Below are 15,852 nucleotides of genomic sequence, written 5' to 3' on the forward strand. Positions count from 1 at the left end.
CCGCCGTGACCACCGAGACAGCCCCGCCCGCGGCGAAGCGGGTGCCCAGCGAGCGCACCCACCACGGCGACACCGTCGTCGACGAGTACGCCTGGCTCGCCGCCAAGGACGCCCCGGAGACGATCGCCTACCTGACCGCCGAGAACGAGTACACCGACGCTCGTACGGCACACCTGGTCGACCTGCGCGCCGACCTGTTCGAGGAGACTCGCCGGCGCACCCAGGAAACCGACCTGTCCGTGCCGACCCGCAAGGGCGGGCACTGGTACTACACCCGGACGGTCGAGGGACAGCAGTACGGAGTGCAGTGTCGTCGGGCGGTCCGCGACGGTGAGACCGACCCGCCGGTCAGCGCGGACGGCGCCCCGCTCGACGGCGAGGAGGTGCTGCTCGACGGCAACCTGCTGGCCGAGGGGCACGACTTCTTCTCGCTCGGTGCGTTCGACGTCAGCCCGGACGGTCGCTGGCTGGCCTACTCCACCGACTTCTCCGGTGACGAGCGCTTCACCCTGCGGGTGAAGGACCTGACCACCGGTGAGCTGCTGCCGGACGAGGTGCCGGACACGTTCTACGGCACCGCCTGGTCGGCCGACGCCTCGGTGCTGTTCTACGTGACGGTGGACGACGCCTGGCGGCCGAACCGGGTCTGGCGGCACACCGTCGGCTCCGCAGCCGCCGACGACGTGGTGGTCCACCAGGAGGACGACGAGCGGTTCTGGGTGGGGGTGGAGCTGACCCGGTCGGAGAAGTTCATCCTCATCGACGTGCACAGCAAGGTGACCAGCGAGGTGCTGGTGATCCCCGCCGGCAACCCGGCCGGCGCGCCGGCCGTGATCGCCCCCCGCCGACAGGGCGTCGAATACACGGTGGAGCACCACGGTCACCGTTTCCTGATCCTGCACAACGACGGCGCGGAGGACTTCGCGCTGGCGTTCACCTCGGCGGACGTACCGGGCGACTGGGTGCCACTGATCGAGCACACCCCCGGCACCCGACTGGAGGCCGTCGACGCCTTCGCCAACCACCTCGTGGTGTCGCTGCGCACCGACGGGCTCACCGGGCTGCGGGTGCTGCCGGTGGGCAGTGACGACGGGTACGACATCGACTTCCCCGAGCCGCTGTACAGCGTCGGGTTGGACGCCAACCCGGAGTACCGCACCGGCCAGGTCCGGCTGCGCTACTCGTCGCTGATCACCCCCGACTCCGTGTACGACTACGACCTGGTCACCCGGCAGAGGGTGCTGCTCAAGCAGAAGCCGGTGCTGCCCGGGCCGGACGGGCGACCGTACGACCCGGCCGAGTACGAGCAGCACCGCGACTGGGCGCTCGCCGACGACGGCACCCGGGTGCCGATCTCACTGGTCTGCCGCGTCGGCACCCCCCGGGACGGCTCGGCACCCTGCGAGCTGTACGGCTACGGCTCGTACGAGGCCAGCATGGACCCGTGGTTCTCGGTGGCCCGACTGTCCCTGCTGGACCGGGGCGTGGTCTTCGCGGTGGCGCACACCCGGGGCGGCGGCGAGCTGGGCCGACGGTGGTACGACCAGGGCAAGCTGCTGGCCAAGAAGAACACCTTCACCGACTTCGTGGCTTGCGCCCGGCACCTCGTCAAGGCCGGCTGGACGGCCAGCGACCGGTTGGTCGCCCGGGGCGCCTCGGCCGGTGGCCTGCTGATGGGTGCGGTGGCCAACCTGGCACCTGACGCGTTCACCGGGATCGTGGCGCAGGTGCCGTTCGTGGACGCGCTCACGTCGATCCTCGACCCGTCGCTGCCGCTGACAGTCACCGAGTGGGAGGAGTGGGGCAACCCACTTGAGGACCCCGAGGTGTACGCGTACATGAAGTCCTACACGCCGTACGAGAACGTGGCCGCCCTGGACTACCCCGCGATCCTCGCGGTGACCAGCCTCAACGACACCCGGGTGCTCTACTCGGAGCCGGCGAAGTGGATCGCCCGGCTGCGGGCGGTCGCCCCGGGCGGCGACTACCTGCTGAAGACCGAGATGGGTGCCGGGCACGGCGGCCCGAGCGGTCGCTACGACTCCTGGCGCGAGGAGGCGTTCATCAACGCCTGGATCCTGGACCGCATCGGCCGCGCCTGACCGTCGGGTCGGCATGATCGCGCTCGGTGGTGGGAGTAGTCCCCTCGGCGGCTCGGGGAGACCACCACTTTCGTGATCGGGCGCGATCATGGCCGGGTCGTGTATGCGCGGCCTGGCCTTTCGGGGTTGCGGCGGATGCAGCGGCCTAGACTTCCGGGGTGACCGGGGCTACGGACAGTGACGGCGGAGCCGCCGAAGACGTACGTCGACCGAGCGTGGCGGCGGTGGCGCGGGACCGGCGGGTCTGGCTGATCCTCGCGGTGGTCGCCGGCCTCCTGGTCTGCTGTTGTTCGGCCGTGGTCGGCACCCTGATCGCACTCTCCTCCGGCCTGCTCGCCGCCTGACCCGACGGCGCGGGTCATGCCGGCCGGGGGACAGTTCGGTTCAGGGCGTCCGCAACTCGGCCACCAGCTGACCGAACTGGAACAGCACCCCGAACTCGGTACGCCGCAGCCGGGACCGGGCCGCCTCCGACCAGGTGTCGATGCGGTGCCCGCGCCAGGTGACCTCGCCGGCGTCGGGCCGGAGGATCCCGGCCAGGCAGTGCAGCAGGGTCGACTTGCCGCAGCCACTCGGCCCGGTGACGGCGACGATCTCGCCCTCGGCCACCTCGAGCGTCACGCCGCGCAGCGCGGGCGTCGGGCCGTACGCCCGAACCACACCGCGAGCCTGGAGTTGCGTCACTGATGCACCTCCCGGTGCCAGTCGGCGACCCGGCCCAGGGTGGCGTGCAGCCACCGCAGATCCGCGTCGAGGTGGGCGATCGCGAAATCGGCCGCGACCACGTCGCTGAGGGTGGCGGCCGGGTCGGCCTTGACCGCGGTCAGCTCACGCAGCCGGGCGGTGTGCGCGGCCCGCTGGGCGATCAGGTACGACCGGGCCCGGTCGACATCGGCGACCAGCAGCGCCACCACGACCTTGGCGAAGAGCGTGCTGGCCACGTACGGCATGGGCGGTTCCACTGTGGACAACCACTGGTCCAGTGTGACCCGCCCCTGGTCGGTCAGCGCGTACGCGGTGCGATCTGGCCCGCCCACCCGGTCCTGCCCGGCGGTAGCCACCAGCCCGTCACGTTCGAGGCGGCCGAGAGTGGCGTAGACCTGCCCGAAGGCCAGCGGCCGCGCCCGCGGCAGCCGCTCGTCGTGCGCACGCTTCAGCTCGTACCCGTGCCGGCTGCCCCCAGCGAGCAACCCGAGCAGAACATGCGGCGTAGACACCCCGCCCACTATTCACCCAGCGAATACCCGAGTCAACACCCCTTCCCGCACGCGCCCACCGGTCCTTCACCGCGTTGGCCGGGGGCGGGGGCGGGTGGGGGCGGGGTTAGGGGGACTGGGGCCAGGTGGGGGTGCGGCCGGTCTGGGTCAGGAGGTGGGCCAGGTCGGGGGTTGGGGTGGGGGTGGGGGTGGGTGGTGGGTCGGCGAAGACGCCCATTTTGCGGGCGGTGGGACCCAACTGCTCCACCAGCGCATGCAGCTCGGCCACCGCCTCCGGGGCCGGGTGGTACGGCTGGCCGGTGGCGACCGCGAGGTCCCAGCCGTGCACTGTCAGGTCCAGCAGGGCCATACCGCCGATGACGGGCTGCGGCATGCCCATGCCCGGTGACACGCCCTCCAGGGTGGACGGATCCGACCAGGCGTCGATCAAACGGCCGGTCTCCACCTCGAAGCGGTCCCGCCAGCCGTCGCCCAGGTGGTCGGGCTTCTCGGCCCACTCCACCTGGCGCTTCTCGGCCAGGTCCTGAAAGTTGACCACCACCTGGAAGAGGTGGTTGAGCAGATCACGGACCAGGTAGTCGCTGCACGGGGTGGGCAGGTCCAGCTGGTCGTCGGAGACACCCCGTACGACATTGACGGTTCGCGGCGCGGCGGCCGCCAGCAGCTGGCTAGTCTGAGTGGACATAGGGCCAGCGTATGAGGGTGGTCTTGAACAAATGCGACAGCGACCGCGGGGCGACAGCCGGGGAATTCTCGACCCCGGGCGTCTGCTGCGGGAGGTGCGCTTCCGTCGACACCTGCCGGCGGAGTCGCTGCGCCAGTGGGTCGAGCACTACTGGTTGATCGACTGGGTGTTGGGGGCGCCGTTCGAGCAGCGGGTCGTGCCGCACCCGGCGGTGAACGTGGTGTTCCGGCGGGACGACGACGGGCCCGAGTCCGGCGAGGTGGCCGGGGTGGGCCGCGACCTGTTCCGGATCACGCTCAACGGCACCGGCCGGGTGTCCGGGGTGCAGTTCCGCCCCGGCGGTTTCCACCCGTTCTGGCGGCGTGCGGTCAGTGAGCTGACCGGCCGTAGGGTGCCGCTGCCCGCCGGCCGGCTGACCCGTCCTGACGCCACGGTGGGCGCGGGCACGTTCCCGGGAGCACCCACCTCGGCGGCCAGCGACGACGAGCGCTGCCGGGCGCTGGACACCCTCCTCACCGCCTGGCAGCCGGAGCCGGAGCCGATGGCCGAGGAGGCCGTGCGACTGGCCGAGGCGATCCGTACCGACCGGACGGTGCTGCGCGTCGACGACTTCGCCGCACGGCACGACGTTCCGGTCCGCCGGTTGCAACGGCTGTTCCTTGAGTACGTGGGGGTCGGGCCGAAGTGGGTGATCCGCCGCTACCGGCTCCAGGAGGCTGTCGAACAGGCCGCCGGTGGCCCGGTGAGCTGGGCTGACCTCGCCGTCGACCTCGGCTACAGCGACCAGGCCCACCTGGTCCGTGACTTCACCGCCGTGGCCGGGGTGTCCCCCGCCGCGTACGCCCGCTCGGTGAGCTGAGGAGAGCTGACAGATCAGCGACGGCGCAGGACGACCACGGCGACGTCGTCCTGGATCTCCGGTGGGGCCAGTTCCACCAGCAGTCGGGCGCAGAACTGGTCCAGGTCACCGTCGACGGTCGCGGCGACCGCGGCCAGCGCGGCCAGCCCCTCGTCGATGGTGGCGTCCCGTCGCTCGATCAGCCCGTCGGTGTAGAAGACCAGCGTGGCTCCGGCCGGCACCACGAACTCCAGGTCGGCCGGGCGAGGGGCGCGGACGCCGAGCAGCGGCGCGGCATGCTGCACGAACTCGACCTTGCCGTCCATGACCAGCAGCGGCGGAAGGTGACCTGCGCTGGCCAGCCGGACCCGTCCGGTCGGTGGGTGCAGCAGCAGAACGCAGAGCGTGGCGATCTCGTTCGGCAGCAGGGTCCGCATCAGCTCGTTGACCCGGTGCAGGATCTCGCCGGGCTGGTGGCCCTCGACCGCGTACGCCCGGACCGCGTGCCGCAGCTCGGCCATCACGGTCGCCGCGTGCAGCGAGTGGCCGGCGACGTCCCCGATCGCGAGCAGCAGGTGCCCGTCGAGCATCACCAGCTCGTAGAAGTCGCCGCCCACCTCGGTCTGGGCGCTGGCCGGCTCGTAGCGCACCGCGAGGTCCAGGCCGGCCACTGTGGGTAGCCCACGCGGGAGCAGGCTGCGTTGGAGGGTGACAGCGATCCGGTGCTCCTCGTCGAAGGAGCGCTGCCCCTCCACGGCCGCCGCCACTGCCTGAGCCAGCTGCTTGAGCACCGGGGTCCGCGCGGTCTGGGTGGCGGTCGGGACCACCACGTACAGCGGGGCCCGGTCCTCGCGCAGTCGGGCGGCGGCGACGGTCACCGTGTCGTCCGCCGGCCAGTCCACGAGCGCCCAGTTCGCCGGGGCCTCCACCCGGACCGTCGCCCCGGTGGGCACTCCGGTGTCGTCGACGACCCATGGCACCACGGCGGCCACCGCGCCGGGACCGGCGCAGACGCCGGCGAGGCAGTCACCGTCGAAGGTTTCGGCGATCACCGCCGCCGGACTCTTGAAGATCTGGGCGGCGCCCTCGGCAGCGGCCTCCAGCAGGCGCGCGAAGGTCGGCGCCGCATGCACCGCGACTGTCGTGTCGGCCAACCCGAGCAGCCGCTCGGCGAGCAGTTCGGCGCGCTGCCGGGCCTGGTAGTAGCGCAGCACCGCCCGGGTGGTGGCAATCAGCTCCTCGGGCTCGATCGGCTCGGTCAGGTAGGCGTCAGCGCCCCGGGTCAGCCCCTGGGCACGGTCGGCCACGTCCACGGCGTGCGCCGACACGTGGATCACCGGAATCGCCGGGTGCCGCGCCTTGATCTGTTCGCAGACCTCGTAGCCGCTCAGGTCGGGCAGCCGGACGTCGAGGACCACCAGGTCGATCCGGTCCACCTCGACCCGGGCCAGCGCCTCGGCGCCGTTCTCGGCCTCCAGCACTGTGAACCCGGCCCGGGTCAGCCAGCTGACCAGCAGGTAACGCTTTGTGCGACTGTCATCGACCACCAGGATGGTTGTCGGCATGGCGTCCACGCCGTCACGCCCTACCTGTGGGCAGGGAGACGGTGAACGTGCTGCCTTCGCCCGGCGCGCTGGTCAGCTCCAGCGTGCCGCCGAGCAGCGTCACCAACCGCCGGGCGTACGGCAGGCCGAGGCCGGTGCCGCCGACCCGGGTGGCGCCTGGCACCTGGTAGAACTCCTCGAAGATCCGGTCGTGCAGCTCGGGAGCGATGCCCGGCCCGGTGTCGCTGACCTCGAACTGCCAACGGTCGCCGTGTCGGCTGGCCCGCAGCCGCACCTCGCCGCGCTCGGTGAACTTCAACCCGTTGTGCAGCAGGTTGCGCAGCACCTGACCGAGCAGCACCTCGTCGGTGCGCAGCACTGCCGGCCCGCTGGGCTCCTCCACGACCAGCTCCACCTCCGGGCGGGTGGCCAGCGCGCGCAGGGTGCCGCGCAGTTGACCGAAGACCGGCCGCAGGTCGACCTCGGCCAGCTCCGGCTCGATCCGGCCGGACTCCGCCTTGGCCAGGTCGAGGAGTTCGTTGACCAGGTTGAGCAGGTCCGCCGCCGAGGAGCGGATCAGATCGACCTGGCGGCCCTGCTCGTCGGTGAGTGGGTCGGAGGCGGAGTCGGTGAGCAGCCGTCCCAGACCGATGATCGCCGTGACCGGGGCGCGCAGCTCGTGGCTCACGTTGGCCAGGAACCGGCTCTTCGACTCACTCGCCGCGCGGAGCTGGGCGGACTTCTCGTCCAGCTCGGCGTAGAGGGCGACGACGCCGCGGTTGGTCTCCTCCAATTCCTCGGTGAGCTGGTTGTAGAGCGCCAGCACGCCGCGGTTGGTCTCGGCCAGCTCCTCGTTCAGCACGGCCAGCTCGTCGCGCTGGCTGCGCACCTCGTCGAGTGCGGCGATGAGCTGCCCGTTCTGCACTGTCAGCTCGTCCAGCGCACTGCCCGGCGCGGTACGGCCGAGTTCGGTGCGGAACTCGGCGAGCCGCTCCATGGTCGGCGTCGGCGCGTTGGCCGGGACTCGTCGGGACATCCGTACGACCGTAACCCCCTGGACGGTCGACACGCTCAGTGTGTCGACCAGTCGGGACACCGCGCCGGACTGCGGCTCGTAGCGATCGTCGGGCAGCGGGGACACCGGAGCAAGGTCGGCGCGCAGATGGAACCGGCCGTCGGCACCCGCGTCGACGTGGAAGGAGACGTCCGCTCCCCCGGTCGTCCGTAGCAGGTCCCGGGCCACCTCGCTGAGCGCGGTCGCGATCCGCACCTGGTCCTGGTGTTCGAGGCCGACCACGGCGGCCACCTCGCGGCCTCGTTGGCGGATCACGAAGATGTCCTGCTCGACCCGCAGCGCCATCTGGAGAAGCGGCAGCGCGGTCGGCCCCCCGCTCATGCCCACGACCTCGCGACCAGTACGCAGGCGTCATCACGTCGCACACCGGCGTCACGGAGCAGGGTCGCCGCCATGATCAGCGGGGATCGCTCCGCCAGGCCCGGGTAGTCGGTCATCCGCCACCGGTCGACCACCCCGTCGCTGTGCATCACCAGCCGAGCACCGGGACCGAACGGGTAGTCGTACTCCCTGATCGTGGGCCGTTGGTGGCCGGCGATGCCGGGCAGCGACACCAGCCCTCGACGGCGGCCGTCACCCTCGACGACCACGCCGGAGATGTTGCCCAGGCCGGCGTAGTGCAGCACGCCGGCCTCCGGCATCAACTCGGCGACCGCGAGCGCGCTGCCACGGGTGTGCGACATGCTCCGGTGCAGGTGACCGACCACCACCGCCGGCGGGCCGGCCGGGGCGTCACGGAACGCGGCCAGCGCGGCTTCGGTGGCGGCGTTTGCCAGCGGGCCGTGCCCCAACCCGTCGCTGACCAGCACCTGGTGCCGCCCGTCGACGACCCGGACGCCGTAGCCGTCGCCGCTGACCGTCTCGCCGGTCAGCGGTCGGGTGAGAGCGCCGGCCCAGGACGGCCGAGCCGGCTCCGCCGGCCAGACCTGCACGGCGAGGACGGTGCCCCGGCCCGGCAGCGAATATCCGTCGAACCAGCTGGCCTGCCGGACTATGGCACCCAGACCGATGCCGAGGGTGCCGGTGGTGGAGTGCCCGTCCCGGGACGACACGGTCAGGTCGGCCATGCCGGGCCCGGAGTCGATGGCGATCAACTCCACGCCCGCCTGCCCGGCGCGGCGTACCGGCCGGAGCAGCAGGACACCCTCATCGGCGTGCTTGACCAGGTTGCTGGTCAGCTCGGCCGCCACGATGGCCAGGTCGGCGATGCGCGCCGCCCCCATCTCCACCTGCCTGCCGAGGCGTTCGGCGGCCCGCCGGACGGCGCTCGCCGCGCTGCTGGCCTCCACCCGGAACCAGATGCCACTGTCGGTGACCGCGTCGCCGTTCACCTGGACCACTTGGTGACCGTGATTTGCGTACCGCTCTCCGCCGACGTCTCGATCTCGAATTCGTCGACCAGCCGGCGGGACCCGCTGAGCCCGAGGCCGAGACCGCCGCCGCTGGTGTAGCCGTCGGTCATGGCCAGGTCGAGGTCGGCGATGCCCGGCCCGGAGTCGGCGAACACGATCTGCACGCCCTTGCGTCGGCCGTTGCTAACCACCGTCACCTCGACCGACCCGCCACCGCCGTACACCAGGGTGTTGCGGGCCAACTCGCTCGCCGCGGTGACCACCTTGGTCTGGTCGACGAGGGACAGCTTGACGGACACCGCCACGGCGCGGACCAGCTGCCGGACGCGCACCACGTCCTCATCGCTGCGAACCGACTGCGCCTGCGGCTGGCCCAGTTCGACGCCCGTGGTCACGGCGTGGCCGTCTCGGCGTCCGGTTCGTCGTCGAGCTGGTAGTCGAGCTCGTCGGCGTGGGCCGCCGCGATCAGCTCCATGCCGCGCTCCACGTTCAGCGCGGTACGGATGCCGTTCAGCGACAGCCCGAGTTCGACAAGGGTGATGGCGACGGCCGGGCGCATCCCGACCACCACCGTCTCCGCGTCGAGCACCTTGGAGATCGACGCGATGGTGGAGAGCATCCGCCCGACGAAGGAGTCGACGATGTCCAGCGCTGTGATGTCGATGATGACGCCGTGGCAGCCGGTGTCCACGATCCGCTCGGCCAGGTCGTCCTGGAGCTGCACGGCCGTCTGGTCGGACATGTCCAGCTGGATGGAGACGAGCAGTATGTCCCCGATCTTGAGGATCGGCACCCGCTCCATCAGACGTCCCGGCGCGGCTGGCGGCGGGCGGTCTCCACCCCGTTGAGCCGCAGCACGTGGCGCAGCGCGTCGGCGAGGCTCGCCTTGGTGGCGATGTCGCCGAACTCGATGCCGAGCGCCACGATGGTCTGCGCGATCTGCGGGCGGATGCCGGAGATGATGCAGTCGGCGCCCATCAGCCGGGCGGCCACCACGGTCTTCAGGATGTGCTGGGCAACCTGCGTGTCCACCGCCGGCACGCCGGTGATGTCGATGATCGCGTACGGCGAGCCGGTGTCGACCAGGGTCTGCAACAGCCGCTCCATGACGACCTGGGCCCGGGCCGAGTCCAGGGTGCCGACCAGCGGGACGGCGACGACACCCTCCCAGAGCTTGACCACCGGCGTGGAGAGTTCGAGCAGTTGCTCGGCCTGATCCGCGATCAGGCTCTCCCGGGTGCGGACGAAGCTCTCGAAGGTGAACAGGCCCATCTCGTCGATCAGCTTGGAGAAGGCGACGAAGTCGTGCAGCGCGGTGGCCCCGCCGGACTCCTGCACCAGCTCGGCCAGCACGTCCTTCAGGGCGAAGATGCTGATCGTGGTCTCGGTGGCGGAGAAGCCCTGCCGGGCTCGGCCACGGGACAGCTCGGAGAGCGCGGCGCGCAGTTCGGCGGCGCTTTCGGCGGACAGGTCGATGGCACCCTGCTCGCTGGTGCTGACGATGACGCTGTGCAGGTCCTGGACCTGTCGGCGCAGCTCCGCCTGGCTCAGCCGGCCCCGCAACGAACTGGTGACGATCTCAGTCCACCGAGTAGTGACCCGTTCGGCCTGCCCGATGAGCAGCGCGGCGAGCCGACCACTTTCTTCGGTGCTCAACGCCATTTCGAACCCCCTTGACCTGGACCGGGCGGACTCTATCACCGGGGTCTGACCAACTACTTGCCCCGTAGCAATGGAATGACGACGGTCACCGGATCAAGGCTCCGGTTCTACCTCCGACCATGGTCGTGGGATACCGTTCCCCCGATAACAGGAGGTCTGGCGAATGTCGTTGACGGTGCACACGGAACAACGCGGCGACGTGGTCGTCGTGGCGGTCGCGGGCGAGCTGGACATGGCCACCGCACCGCAGCTGCAGGACCAGATCACCGACCTGCTCGACAAGGGCCGCAACCGGCTGGTGTTCGACCTGGCGGACGTCTCGTTCTGCGACTCGACCGGTCTGTCGGTCTTCGTCCGCGCCAAGAACAGCTGCGACGAGGCCGGCGGCGTGGTCCGGCTGGCCGCCCCGCAGCGCGGTGTGCTGCGCATCCTTGAGGTGAGCGGGCTGGTCGAGGTGCTGCACACATACCCGACGGTGGATGAGGCAGTCGCCGGCGAACCGACGCCGGCTTCCTCCTGACCGTCAGCGTTTGTCACTCGTCCTCGACGTAACGGGGACGAGCGATCGCCATGCCCGCCGTCGTCTGCACGGCGAGGGCGCCCAGCAGGAACCCGATCGGCGCGGTCCAGCCGCCGGTGGCCTCGTAGAGGATGCCGACCATCAGCGGGCCGAGGGCGGCGATCACGTACCCGGTGCTCTGCGCGAACGCGGAGAGCGCGACAGTGCCCTCGGCGGTGCGGGCGCGTAGGCCGATGGCGGTCAGGATCATCGGGAACGCCCCCTGACCGATCGCCAGCAGGGCGACCCAGAGCAGCGCGGCCCCGTGCGGAGCGAGCGCCAACCCCAGGTAGGCCAGCGCCGACGCGGTGGTCAGCCCGAGCACCAGCGGCCGCAGGGTGCCCAACCGGCCGGCCAGGGTGGGCATCAGCAGTGCGATCGGCACACCGAGCGCGGTCACGCCGGCGAGCAGCAGCCCGGCCGACTCCGGCTGGTAACCGGCGTCGCGGAAGAGCTGGGCCAGCCAGCCCATGATCGCGTACCCGCTGAGCGACTGGGCCCCGAAGTAGACGGCCATCGCCCAGCCGAGCCGGGTCCGCGCCGGCCGGATCCGCACCGGCGTGGCGACGACCGCCGTCGGGGTCGCCCGCCGCGCCGCGGCGCGGGTCCGCAGTGCCAGCGGCACCCACGGGAGTACGGCCACCGCGGCCATCGCGGCCCAGACGCCGAGCCCGGCCCGCCACGACCCGAAGGCATGCGCGATCGGCACCGCGGAGGCGGCGGCCACCGTCGTGCCCACTGTCAACGCCATCGTGTACGCCCCGGTGACCAGGCCGGTGCGGTGCGGGAAGTGCTGCTTGACCAGCATCGGCAGCAGGATGTTGGCGACCGCGATGCCGGACAGCGCCAGCGCGCTGGTGAGCACGAAGATCAAGGCCGAGTCGGTGGCGACGCGGAGCACCTGGCCCACGGCGAGGGCGAACATGGCGACCACCAGCACCCGGGCCGGCGCCACCCGGCGGACCAGCCACGGGGTGAGCGCGCCGAGGCCGGCGAACGCGATGGTCGGCAGGGTGGTGACCAGACCGGCGGTGACGCCGGAGAGGCCCAGCCCGTCGCGAACCTCGTCGAGCAGCGCGCCGAGGCTCGTCACCACGGCGCGCAGGTTGAGCGCGACCAGCAGCATCCCGACCAGCACCAGCGCACCACCGGTCGCCGGGTGCGTCCGCCGGCCGACACCGGGGTCCCGCGTCGGGCGAGGGTCGACGGCGACGGGGGCGGGCAACGCCGGAGCGGCGGTTGGTGGCGGGGTCATGACCCTTAACCTACAATCATGGGATGAATTTGGGACCGGTGATGTAACCAGTGCCACCGTCGGTTGAATTCCCCTCCGCGCCGCCGGTGCCGCCCGGCGGCCAGCCCGCCGTGCCGCCCCGCGGTCACCGCGTCCGGCAGACCACCGAGCAACTCCGCGCCCGGATCCTCGGCGGCGAATGGCCCGTCGGCGGGCGCATCCCCACCGAGCCACAACTGGTCGCCGCGCTGGGCGTCGGGCGCAACACGGTCCGCGAGGCGGTCCGCGCCCTGGTGCACGCCGGGGTGCTGGAGTGCCGGCAGGGCTCCGGCACCTACGTGGTGTCCACCGACGAACTGGCACCCGTGGTCGCCCGCCGGCTCGGCGACGACCGGATGACCGAGGTCATCGAGGTACGCCGCGCCTTCGAGGTGGAGGCCGCCCGGCTCGCCGCGTTGAGGCGTACCCCGGAGGACCTGGCGGCGCTCGACGGCGCGCTCGCCCAGCGCGAGGCCGCCTGGCACGGCGGCCGGGTCGACGCGTTCGTCGAGGCCGACGCGGCACTGCACACGGCGGTGGTCGCCGCCGCGCACAACGCCATGCTCGCCGAGCTGTACGCCTCGGTGGGCACCGCCCTGCGCAGCACTGTCGCCCAGGCCATGGGCGGGGCACTCACTCCCGAGCGCTACGTCGACCACACCCGGCTGGTCGAGGCGATCCGGGCCGGCGATCCCGGCCGGGCGGCGCTCGAAGCCGGCGCTTTTCTGGAACCCGCCGAACGGGCATAGGTTGTGCCCGACAGAAAAGCGGACACCTCGGGAGTACGAATGCTCAAGGGCTTCAAAGACTTCATCATGCGCGGCAACGTCGTCGACCTGGCGGTCGGCATCGTGATCGGCGCCGCGTTCACCGGCGTGGTCACCCAACTCACCAAGTCGTTCCTCGAACCACTGATCCGGGTCATCGTGCTGGTCATCACGGGCAGCGACAAGGGCCTGGCCGGCACGGCGCCCGAGTTCCGTGGCATCCCGTTCGACTGGATCGCCTTCGTCAACGCGGTGATCACCTTCCTGCTCACCGCGGCAGCGCTCTACTTCCTGGTCGTCTTCCCGATGAACCGGCTGGCCGAGCGACGCAAGCGGGGCGAGGAGCCGCCGCCCTCGGCGCCGAGCGAGGAGGTCAAGCTGCTCACCGAGATCCGGGACGCCCTGGTCTCCGCCGGCCACACCACTTCCGGCCAGCAGCGTGGAGCGCTGGACGACGTGCTGGGCCGTCGCACCGAGCCGCCGACGCAGCGCTGACCCGAACGGATGCACATCGGCCCCTGTGGGATTCCCGCAGGGGCCGCACTTTCTCGTACGTGTGTTCGATAGAGTCCCGCCATGGAGCAGCGAAAGCACTGGTGGAACGGGAAGTGGGGGCGGCTGGCCCGGCGGGACGTCTTCCTACGGGTGGACGCCGACCGGTGGCACGTCGAGCAGCGGGCCGGCGGCGCCGAGGGCATCTCCCGTTTCTACGAGTACGGCAGTGCGGACGAGGCCGAGGACACCGTCCGGGCACTGCTCGACGGCCCGGACACCTGGCGGGAGCTGTCCCCCCGACCGCCCGGCGGCTGGGCCCTCCCGAACAGCTGAGTTGGGCGGGACGCCATGCGCGGGCGCGCGGGCAGCGGGCGGGCAGGCAGGCGGCGGCAGCGCGCGGGCGGGCAGCGGGCAGGCGGGCGGCGGGCAGGCGGGCAGCGGGCAGCGGGCAGCGGCGGCGTTTAGCGGCGCGCCGCCCTGGGAACCGCAGCGGGATGGACCAGCAGGACGAGCAGCAGGCGACCATCTCGCGGATCACCACCGGGATGCCGGTGATCGACTCAGCTGGCACCGAGGTCGGCACCGTGGACCTCGTCCAGCGGGGTGACCCGAACGCGGTGACCGTCCAGACACCGACCGCCGACCCGGGCAGCAGCCTGGACGAGCTGATCGAGGCGACCGCGGTCGAGGAACCGGACGTCCCGGCCGACCTGGCGGCGCGGCTGCTGCACAGCGGCTATCTGAAGGTGTCCACCGACCTGACCCGCACCGGCGCGGTCTACGTACCGGCCGACCGGATCGGGTCGGTGGCCGACGGCCGGGTCCTCCTGGCCGTCGGGGTGGCCGACCTGCCGCCCGAGGAGTGACCCCACCGCCCTGATCGACTCGGGTTCACGGAAGTCGGGGCATCCGGAGCCTCGGGACCGCCCGACTTCATGAAACCGGAGTGGATCTTCCCTGCGCGGCGGGGGTGGGCTGGTCGGGCGCGGTGGGCTGGTCGGGCGCGGCGGGTTGGTCGGGCGCGGCGGGTTGGTCGGGCGCGGCGGGTTGGTCGGGCGCGGCGGGTTGGTCGGGCGCGGCGGGTTGGTCGGGCGCGGCGGGTTGGCGGCGATGGAAGAACAGCAGCATCAGGCAGCCCGCGACCAGGCCCCAGAACGCGCCGCCCACGCCGATCAGCGTCACTCCGGACGCGGTGACCACGAAGGTGACCACGGCGGCCTCCCGGGTCGCCGGGTCGGTCACCGCCGAGGCGAGCGCGGTGGCGAGGGCGCCCAGTAGCGCCAGCCCGGCGACGGCTTCGATGAGGATCGGTGGGGCGACCGCCACCAGCGTGGTGGCCACGCCGGCGCCCAGGCCGAGCACGGCCAGCCCAGCGCCCGCGGTGACCGAGGCGATCCATCGGCGCTCCGGGTCGGGGTGCGCGTCGGGGCCGGCGGCCAACGCGGCGGTGATCGCCGCGAGGTTCACCGCGTGCCCGCCGGCCGGGGCGGCGAGCAGACTGGCCAGGCCGGTGGTCCGCAGCGCGGCGCCGAACGGCGGCCGGTAGCCGTAGCCGACCAGCACCGCCATGCCGGGCACGTTCTGCGCGGCCATGGTGACCAGGAACAGCGGCAGGGCCAACCCGACCAGTGCGGACGCGCTCCAGGCCGGCGCGGTGAGCATGACCGACGGGATCAGCGCGGCACCGGTCAGGCCGGTCGGCGGTGCGGTCAGTGCGATCGCCGCCACGGCCACCACCAGCGCACCGGGCACTGCCCAGCGTCGGGCGAACCGGTGCAGCAGCAGCCAACCGACCACCACCGAGCCGGCCACCACCGGCAGCTCGACCAGCGCGCGGACCGGGGCGGTGCACAGCGGCAGCAGCACCCCGGCGAGCATCGCGCCGGCCACCGGCTTGGGGATGGCGGCCACCGCACGGCCGAGCGGCGGGAACAACCCGGCCGCGACGATCAGCACACCGGAGACGAGGAAGGCCCCCACCGCTACCGGCCATCCGCCCGGCGGCGGCCCGGTCGCCACCAGCAGCGCCGCGCCCGGAGTGGACCAGGCCGCACTCATCGGTATCCGGTACCGCCAGCCCAGCCAGGCGGCGGCGAGCCCACTCCCCACGCAGAGAGCGAGCAGGCCGGAGGCGGCCTGTGCGTCCGACGCGCCCGCCGCTCGGAGCCCGGCCAGCACGACGGTGAAGGAGCTGGCGAAGCCCACCAGCGCTGTCACCACCCCCGCCAGCACCGGTTGCACGCGTCCGGCCACCCCACCCTCCCGACTGTTCCGTTTATGGAA

At 72.1% G+C, this 15,852-nt stretch carries 18 protein-coding genes and 1 pseudogene; 8 read left to right on the forward strand and 11 right to left on the reverse strand.

Annotated features, from left to right (window positions below; genetic code table 11):
- The first annotated feature begins 5 nt into the window (after window positions 1-5).
- Together ACIA47_RS09015 and ACIA47_RS09020 are read left to right on the forward strand one after the other, a co-directional pair.
- On the forward strand, window positions 6-2,102 hold the full coding sequence (locus tag ACIA47_RS09015) for a S9 family peptidase (RefSeq protein WP_396706712.1): 2,097 nt from the start codon (window positions 6-8) through the stop codon (window positions 2,100-2,102).
- Window positions 2,103-2,260: 158 nt separating this feature from the next.
- Window positions 2,261-2,446: a hypothetical protein gene (locus ACIA47_RS09020; RefSeq protein ID WP_203123352.1), complete on the forward strand. Its 186-nt coding sequence runs from the start codon at window positions 2,261-2,263 to the stop codon at window positions 2,444-2,446.
- 52 nt (window positions 2,447-2,498) lie between these two features.
- Here the strand turns inward: ACIA47_RS09020 and ACIA47_RS09025 are convergent.
- From ACIA47_RS09025 to ACIA47_RS09035, 3 genes and pseudogenes are all read right to left on the reverse strand, one after another.
- Window positions 2,499-2,786, reverse strand: a pseudogene (locus ACIA47_RS09025) (ATP-binding cassette domain-containing protein); the annotation flags it as partial.
- The gene (locus ACIA47_RS09030) at window positions 2,783-3,319 is read right to left on the reverse strand and encodes a PadR family transcriptional regulator (protein ID WP_396706714.1); all 537 of its coding nucleotides are present in this window, start codon (window positions 3,317-3,319) and stop codon (window positions 2,783-2,785) included. The gene ACIA47_RS09030 and the pseudogene ACIA47_RS09025, both read right to left, overlap by 4 nt.
- A gap of 106 nt (window positions 3,320-3,425) precedes the next feature.
- A complete protein-coding gene (locus ACIA47_RS09035) occupies window positions 3,426-4,004 on the reverse strand; it encodes a TIGR03086 family metal-binding protein (protein ID WP_396706716.1) in 579 nt (192 codons plus the stop codon).
- Between the two features lie 31 nt (window positions 4,005-4,035).
- Between ACIA47_RS09035 and ACIA47_RS09040 the strand changes: the two genes are divergently transcribed.
- Complete coding sequence (locus ACIA47_RS09040) at window positions 4,036-4,863, forward strand: DUF6597 domain-containing transcriptional factor (RefSeq protein ID WP_396706718.1); 828 nt, start codon at window positions 4,036-4,038, stop codon at window positions 4,861-4,863.
- Between the two features lie 14 nt (window positions 4,864-4,877).
- Here the strand turns inward: ACIA47_RS09040 and ACIA47_RS09045 are convergent, their stop codons facing one another.
- The 6 genes from ACIA47_RS09045 to ACIA47_RS09070 are packed head-to-tail and all read right to left on the reverse strand — an operon-like array spanning window position 4,878 to window position 10,475.
- Window positions 4,878-6,407 carry a SpoIIE family protein phosphatase gene (locus ACIA47_RS09045; protein WP_396706720.1) on the reverse strand — a complete coding sequence of 510 codons (1,530 nt, stop codon included), beginning with the start codon at window positions 6,405-6,407 and terminating at the stop codon, window positions 4,878-4,880.
- 13 nt (window positions 6,408-6,420) lie between these two features.
- On the reverse strand, window positions 6,421-7,782 hold the full coding sequence (locus tag ACIA47_RS09050) for a sensor histidine kinase (RefSeq protein ID WP_396706722.1): 1,362 nt from the start codon (window positions 7,780-7,782) through the stop codon (window positions 6,421-6,423).
- A complete protein-coding gene (locus ACIA47_RS09055) occupies window positions 7,779-8,792 on the reverse strand; it encodes a SpoIIE family protein phosphatase (RefSeq protein ID WP_396707335.1) in 1,014 nt (337 codons plus the stop codon). The genes ACIA47_RS09050 and ACIA47_RS09055 overlap by 4 nt, the downstream gene beginning before the upstream one ends.
- On the reverse strand, window positions 8,789-9,208 hold the full coding sequence (locus ACIA47_RS09060) for an anti-sigma regulatory factor (RefSeq protein WP_396706724.1): 420 nt from the start codon (window positions 9,206-9,208) through the stop codon (window positions 8,789-8,791). Before ACIA47_RS09060 ends, ACIA47_RS09055 begins: the two co-directional genes overlap by 4 nt.
- The gene (locus ACIA47_RS09065) at window positions 9,205-9,615 is read right to left on the reverse strand and encodes an STAS domain-containing protein (protein ID WP_366333822.1); all 411 of its coding nucleotides are present in this window, start codon (window positions 9,613-9,615) and stop codon (window positions 9,205-9,207) included. Before ACIA47_RS09065 ends, ACIA47_RS09060 begins: the two co-directional genes overlap by 4 nt.
- Window positions 9,615-10,475, reverse strand: coding sequence for an STAS domain-containing protein (locus tag ACIA47_RS09070; protein ID WP_396706726.1), 861 nt, complete (start codon window positions 10,473-10,475; stop codon window positions 9,615-9,617). Before ACIA47_RS09070 ends, ACIA47_RS09065 begins: the two co-directional genes overlap by 1 nt.
- Before the next feature lie 163 nt (window positions 10,476-10,638).
- Between ACIA47_RS09070 and ACIA47_RS09075 the strand changes: the two genes are divergently transcribed.
- Window positions 10,639-10,995, forward strand: a complete 357-nt coding sequence (locus ACIA47_RS09075) for an STAS domain-containing protein (RefSeq protein ID WP_030332365.1) — start codon at window positions 10,639-10,641, stop codon at window positions 10,993-10,995.
- A gap of 13 nt (window positions 10,996-11,008) precedes the next feature.
- Here the strand turns inward: ACIA47_RS09075 and ACIA47_RS09080 are convergent, their stop codons facing one another.
- Complete coding sequence (locus ACIA47_RS09080; RefSeq protein ID WP_396706728.1) at window positions 11,009-12,289, reverse strand: MFS transporter; 1,281 nt, start codon at window positions 12,287-12,289, stop codon at window positions 11,009-11,011.
- 86 nt (window positions 12,290-12,375) lie between these two features.
- Between ACIA47_RS09080 and ACIA47_RS09085 the strand changes: the two genes are divergently transcribed.
- The 4 genes from ACIA47_RS09085 to ACIA47_RS09100 all read left to right on the forward strand — a co-directional run bounded on the left by ACIA47_RS09085 (window position 12,376) and on the right by ACIA47_RS09100 (window position 14,435).
- Window positions 12,376-13,056: a FadR/GntR family transcriptional regulator gene (locus ACIA47_RS09085; protein WP_238661694.1), complete on the forward strand. Its 681-nt coding sequence runs from the start codon at window positions 12,376-12,378 to the stop codon at window positions 13,054-13,056.
- Window positions 13,057-13,095: 39 nt separating this feature from the next.
- Window positions 13,096-13,569, forward strand: a complete 474-nt coding sequence (mscL, locus tag ACIA47_RS09090) for a large conductance mechanosensitive channel protein MscL (RefSeq protein ID WP_396706730.1) — start codon at window positions 13,096-13,098, stop codon at window positions 13,567-13,569.
- Between the two features lie 81 nt (window positions 13,570-13,650).
- Complete coding sequence (locus ACIA47_RS09095; protein ID WP_124854584.1) at window positions 13,651-13,902, forward strand: hypothetical protein; 252 nt, start codon at window positions 13,651-13,653, stop codon at window positions 13,900-13,902.
- Between the two features lie 161 nt (window positions 13,903-14,063).
- Entirely contained in the window at window positions 14,064-14,435 is a 372-nt protein-coding gene (locus ACIA47_RS09100) for a hypothetical protein (protein WP_091395802.1), read from the forward strand.
- A gap of 67 nt (window positions 14,436-14,502) precedes the next feature.
- On the opposite strand, the gene ACIA47_RS09105 is transcribed toward ACIA47_RS09100, so the two are convergent.
- Window positions 14,503-15,822 carry a benzoate/H(+) symporter BenE family transporter gene (locus tag ACIA47_RS09105; protein ID WP_396706733.1) on the reverse strand — a complete coding sequence of 440 codons (1,320 nt, stop codon included), beginning with the start codon at window positions 15,820-15,822 and terminating at the stop codon, window positions 14,503-14,505.
- Window positions 15,823-15,852: the final 30 nt, after the last annotated feature.

The sequence above is a fragment of the Micromonospora sp. NPDC051227 genome, from assembly GCF_044455385.1.
In the GTDB taxonomy this organism is placed as follows: Bacteria; Actinomycetota; Actinomycetes; order Mycobacteriales; family Micromonosporaceae; genus Micromonospora.

Coding starts and splice junctions, on each gene's coding strand:
- ACIA47_RS09075 (WP_030332365.1), top strand. CDS start 10,639: ATGTCGTTGACGGTGCACACGGAACAACGCGGCGACGTGGTCGTCGTG.
- mscL (WP_396706730.1), top strand. CDS start 13,096: ATGCTCAAGGGCTTCAAAGACTTCATCATGCGCGGCAACGTCGTCGAC.
- ACIA47_RS09045 (WP_396706720.1), bottom strand. CDS start 6,407: ATGCCGACAACCATCCTGGTGGTCGATGACAGTCGCACAAAGCGTTAC.
- ACIA47_RS09035 (WP_396706716.1), bottom strand. CDS start 4,004: ATGTCCACTCAGACTAGCCAGCTGCTGGCGGCCGCCGCGCCGCGAACC.
- ACIA47_RS09100 (WP_091395802.1), top strand. CDS start 14,064: ATGGACCAGCAGGACGAGCAGCAGGCGACCATCTCGCGGATCACCACC.
- ACIA47_RS09080 (WP_396706728.1), bottom strand. CDS start 12,289: ATGACCCCGCCACCAACCGCCGCTCCGGCGTTGCCCGCCCCCGTCGCC.
- ACIA47_RS09095 (WP_124854584.1), top strand. CDS start 13,651: ATGGAGCAGCGAAAGCACTGGTGGAACGGGAAGTGGGGGCGGCTGGCC.
- ACIA47_RS09050 (WP_396706722.1), bottom strand. CDS start 7,782: ATGAGCGGGGGGCCGACCGCGCTGCCGCTTCTCCAGATGGCGCTGCGG.
- ACIA47_RS09070 (WP_396706726.1), bottom strand. CDS start 10,475: ATGGCGTTGAGCACCGAAGAAAGTGGTCGGCTCGCCGCGCTGCTCATC.
- ACIA47_RS09040 (WP_396706718.1), top strand. CDS start 4,036: ATGCGACAGCGACCGCGGGGCGACAGCCGGGGAATTCTCGACCCCGGG.
- ACIA47_RS09065 (WP_366333822.1), bottom strand. CDS start 9,615: ATGGAGCGGGTGCCGATCCTCAAGATCGGGGACATACTGCTCGTCTCC.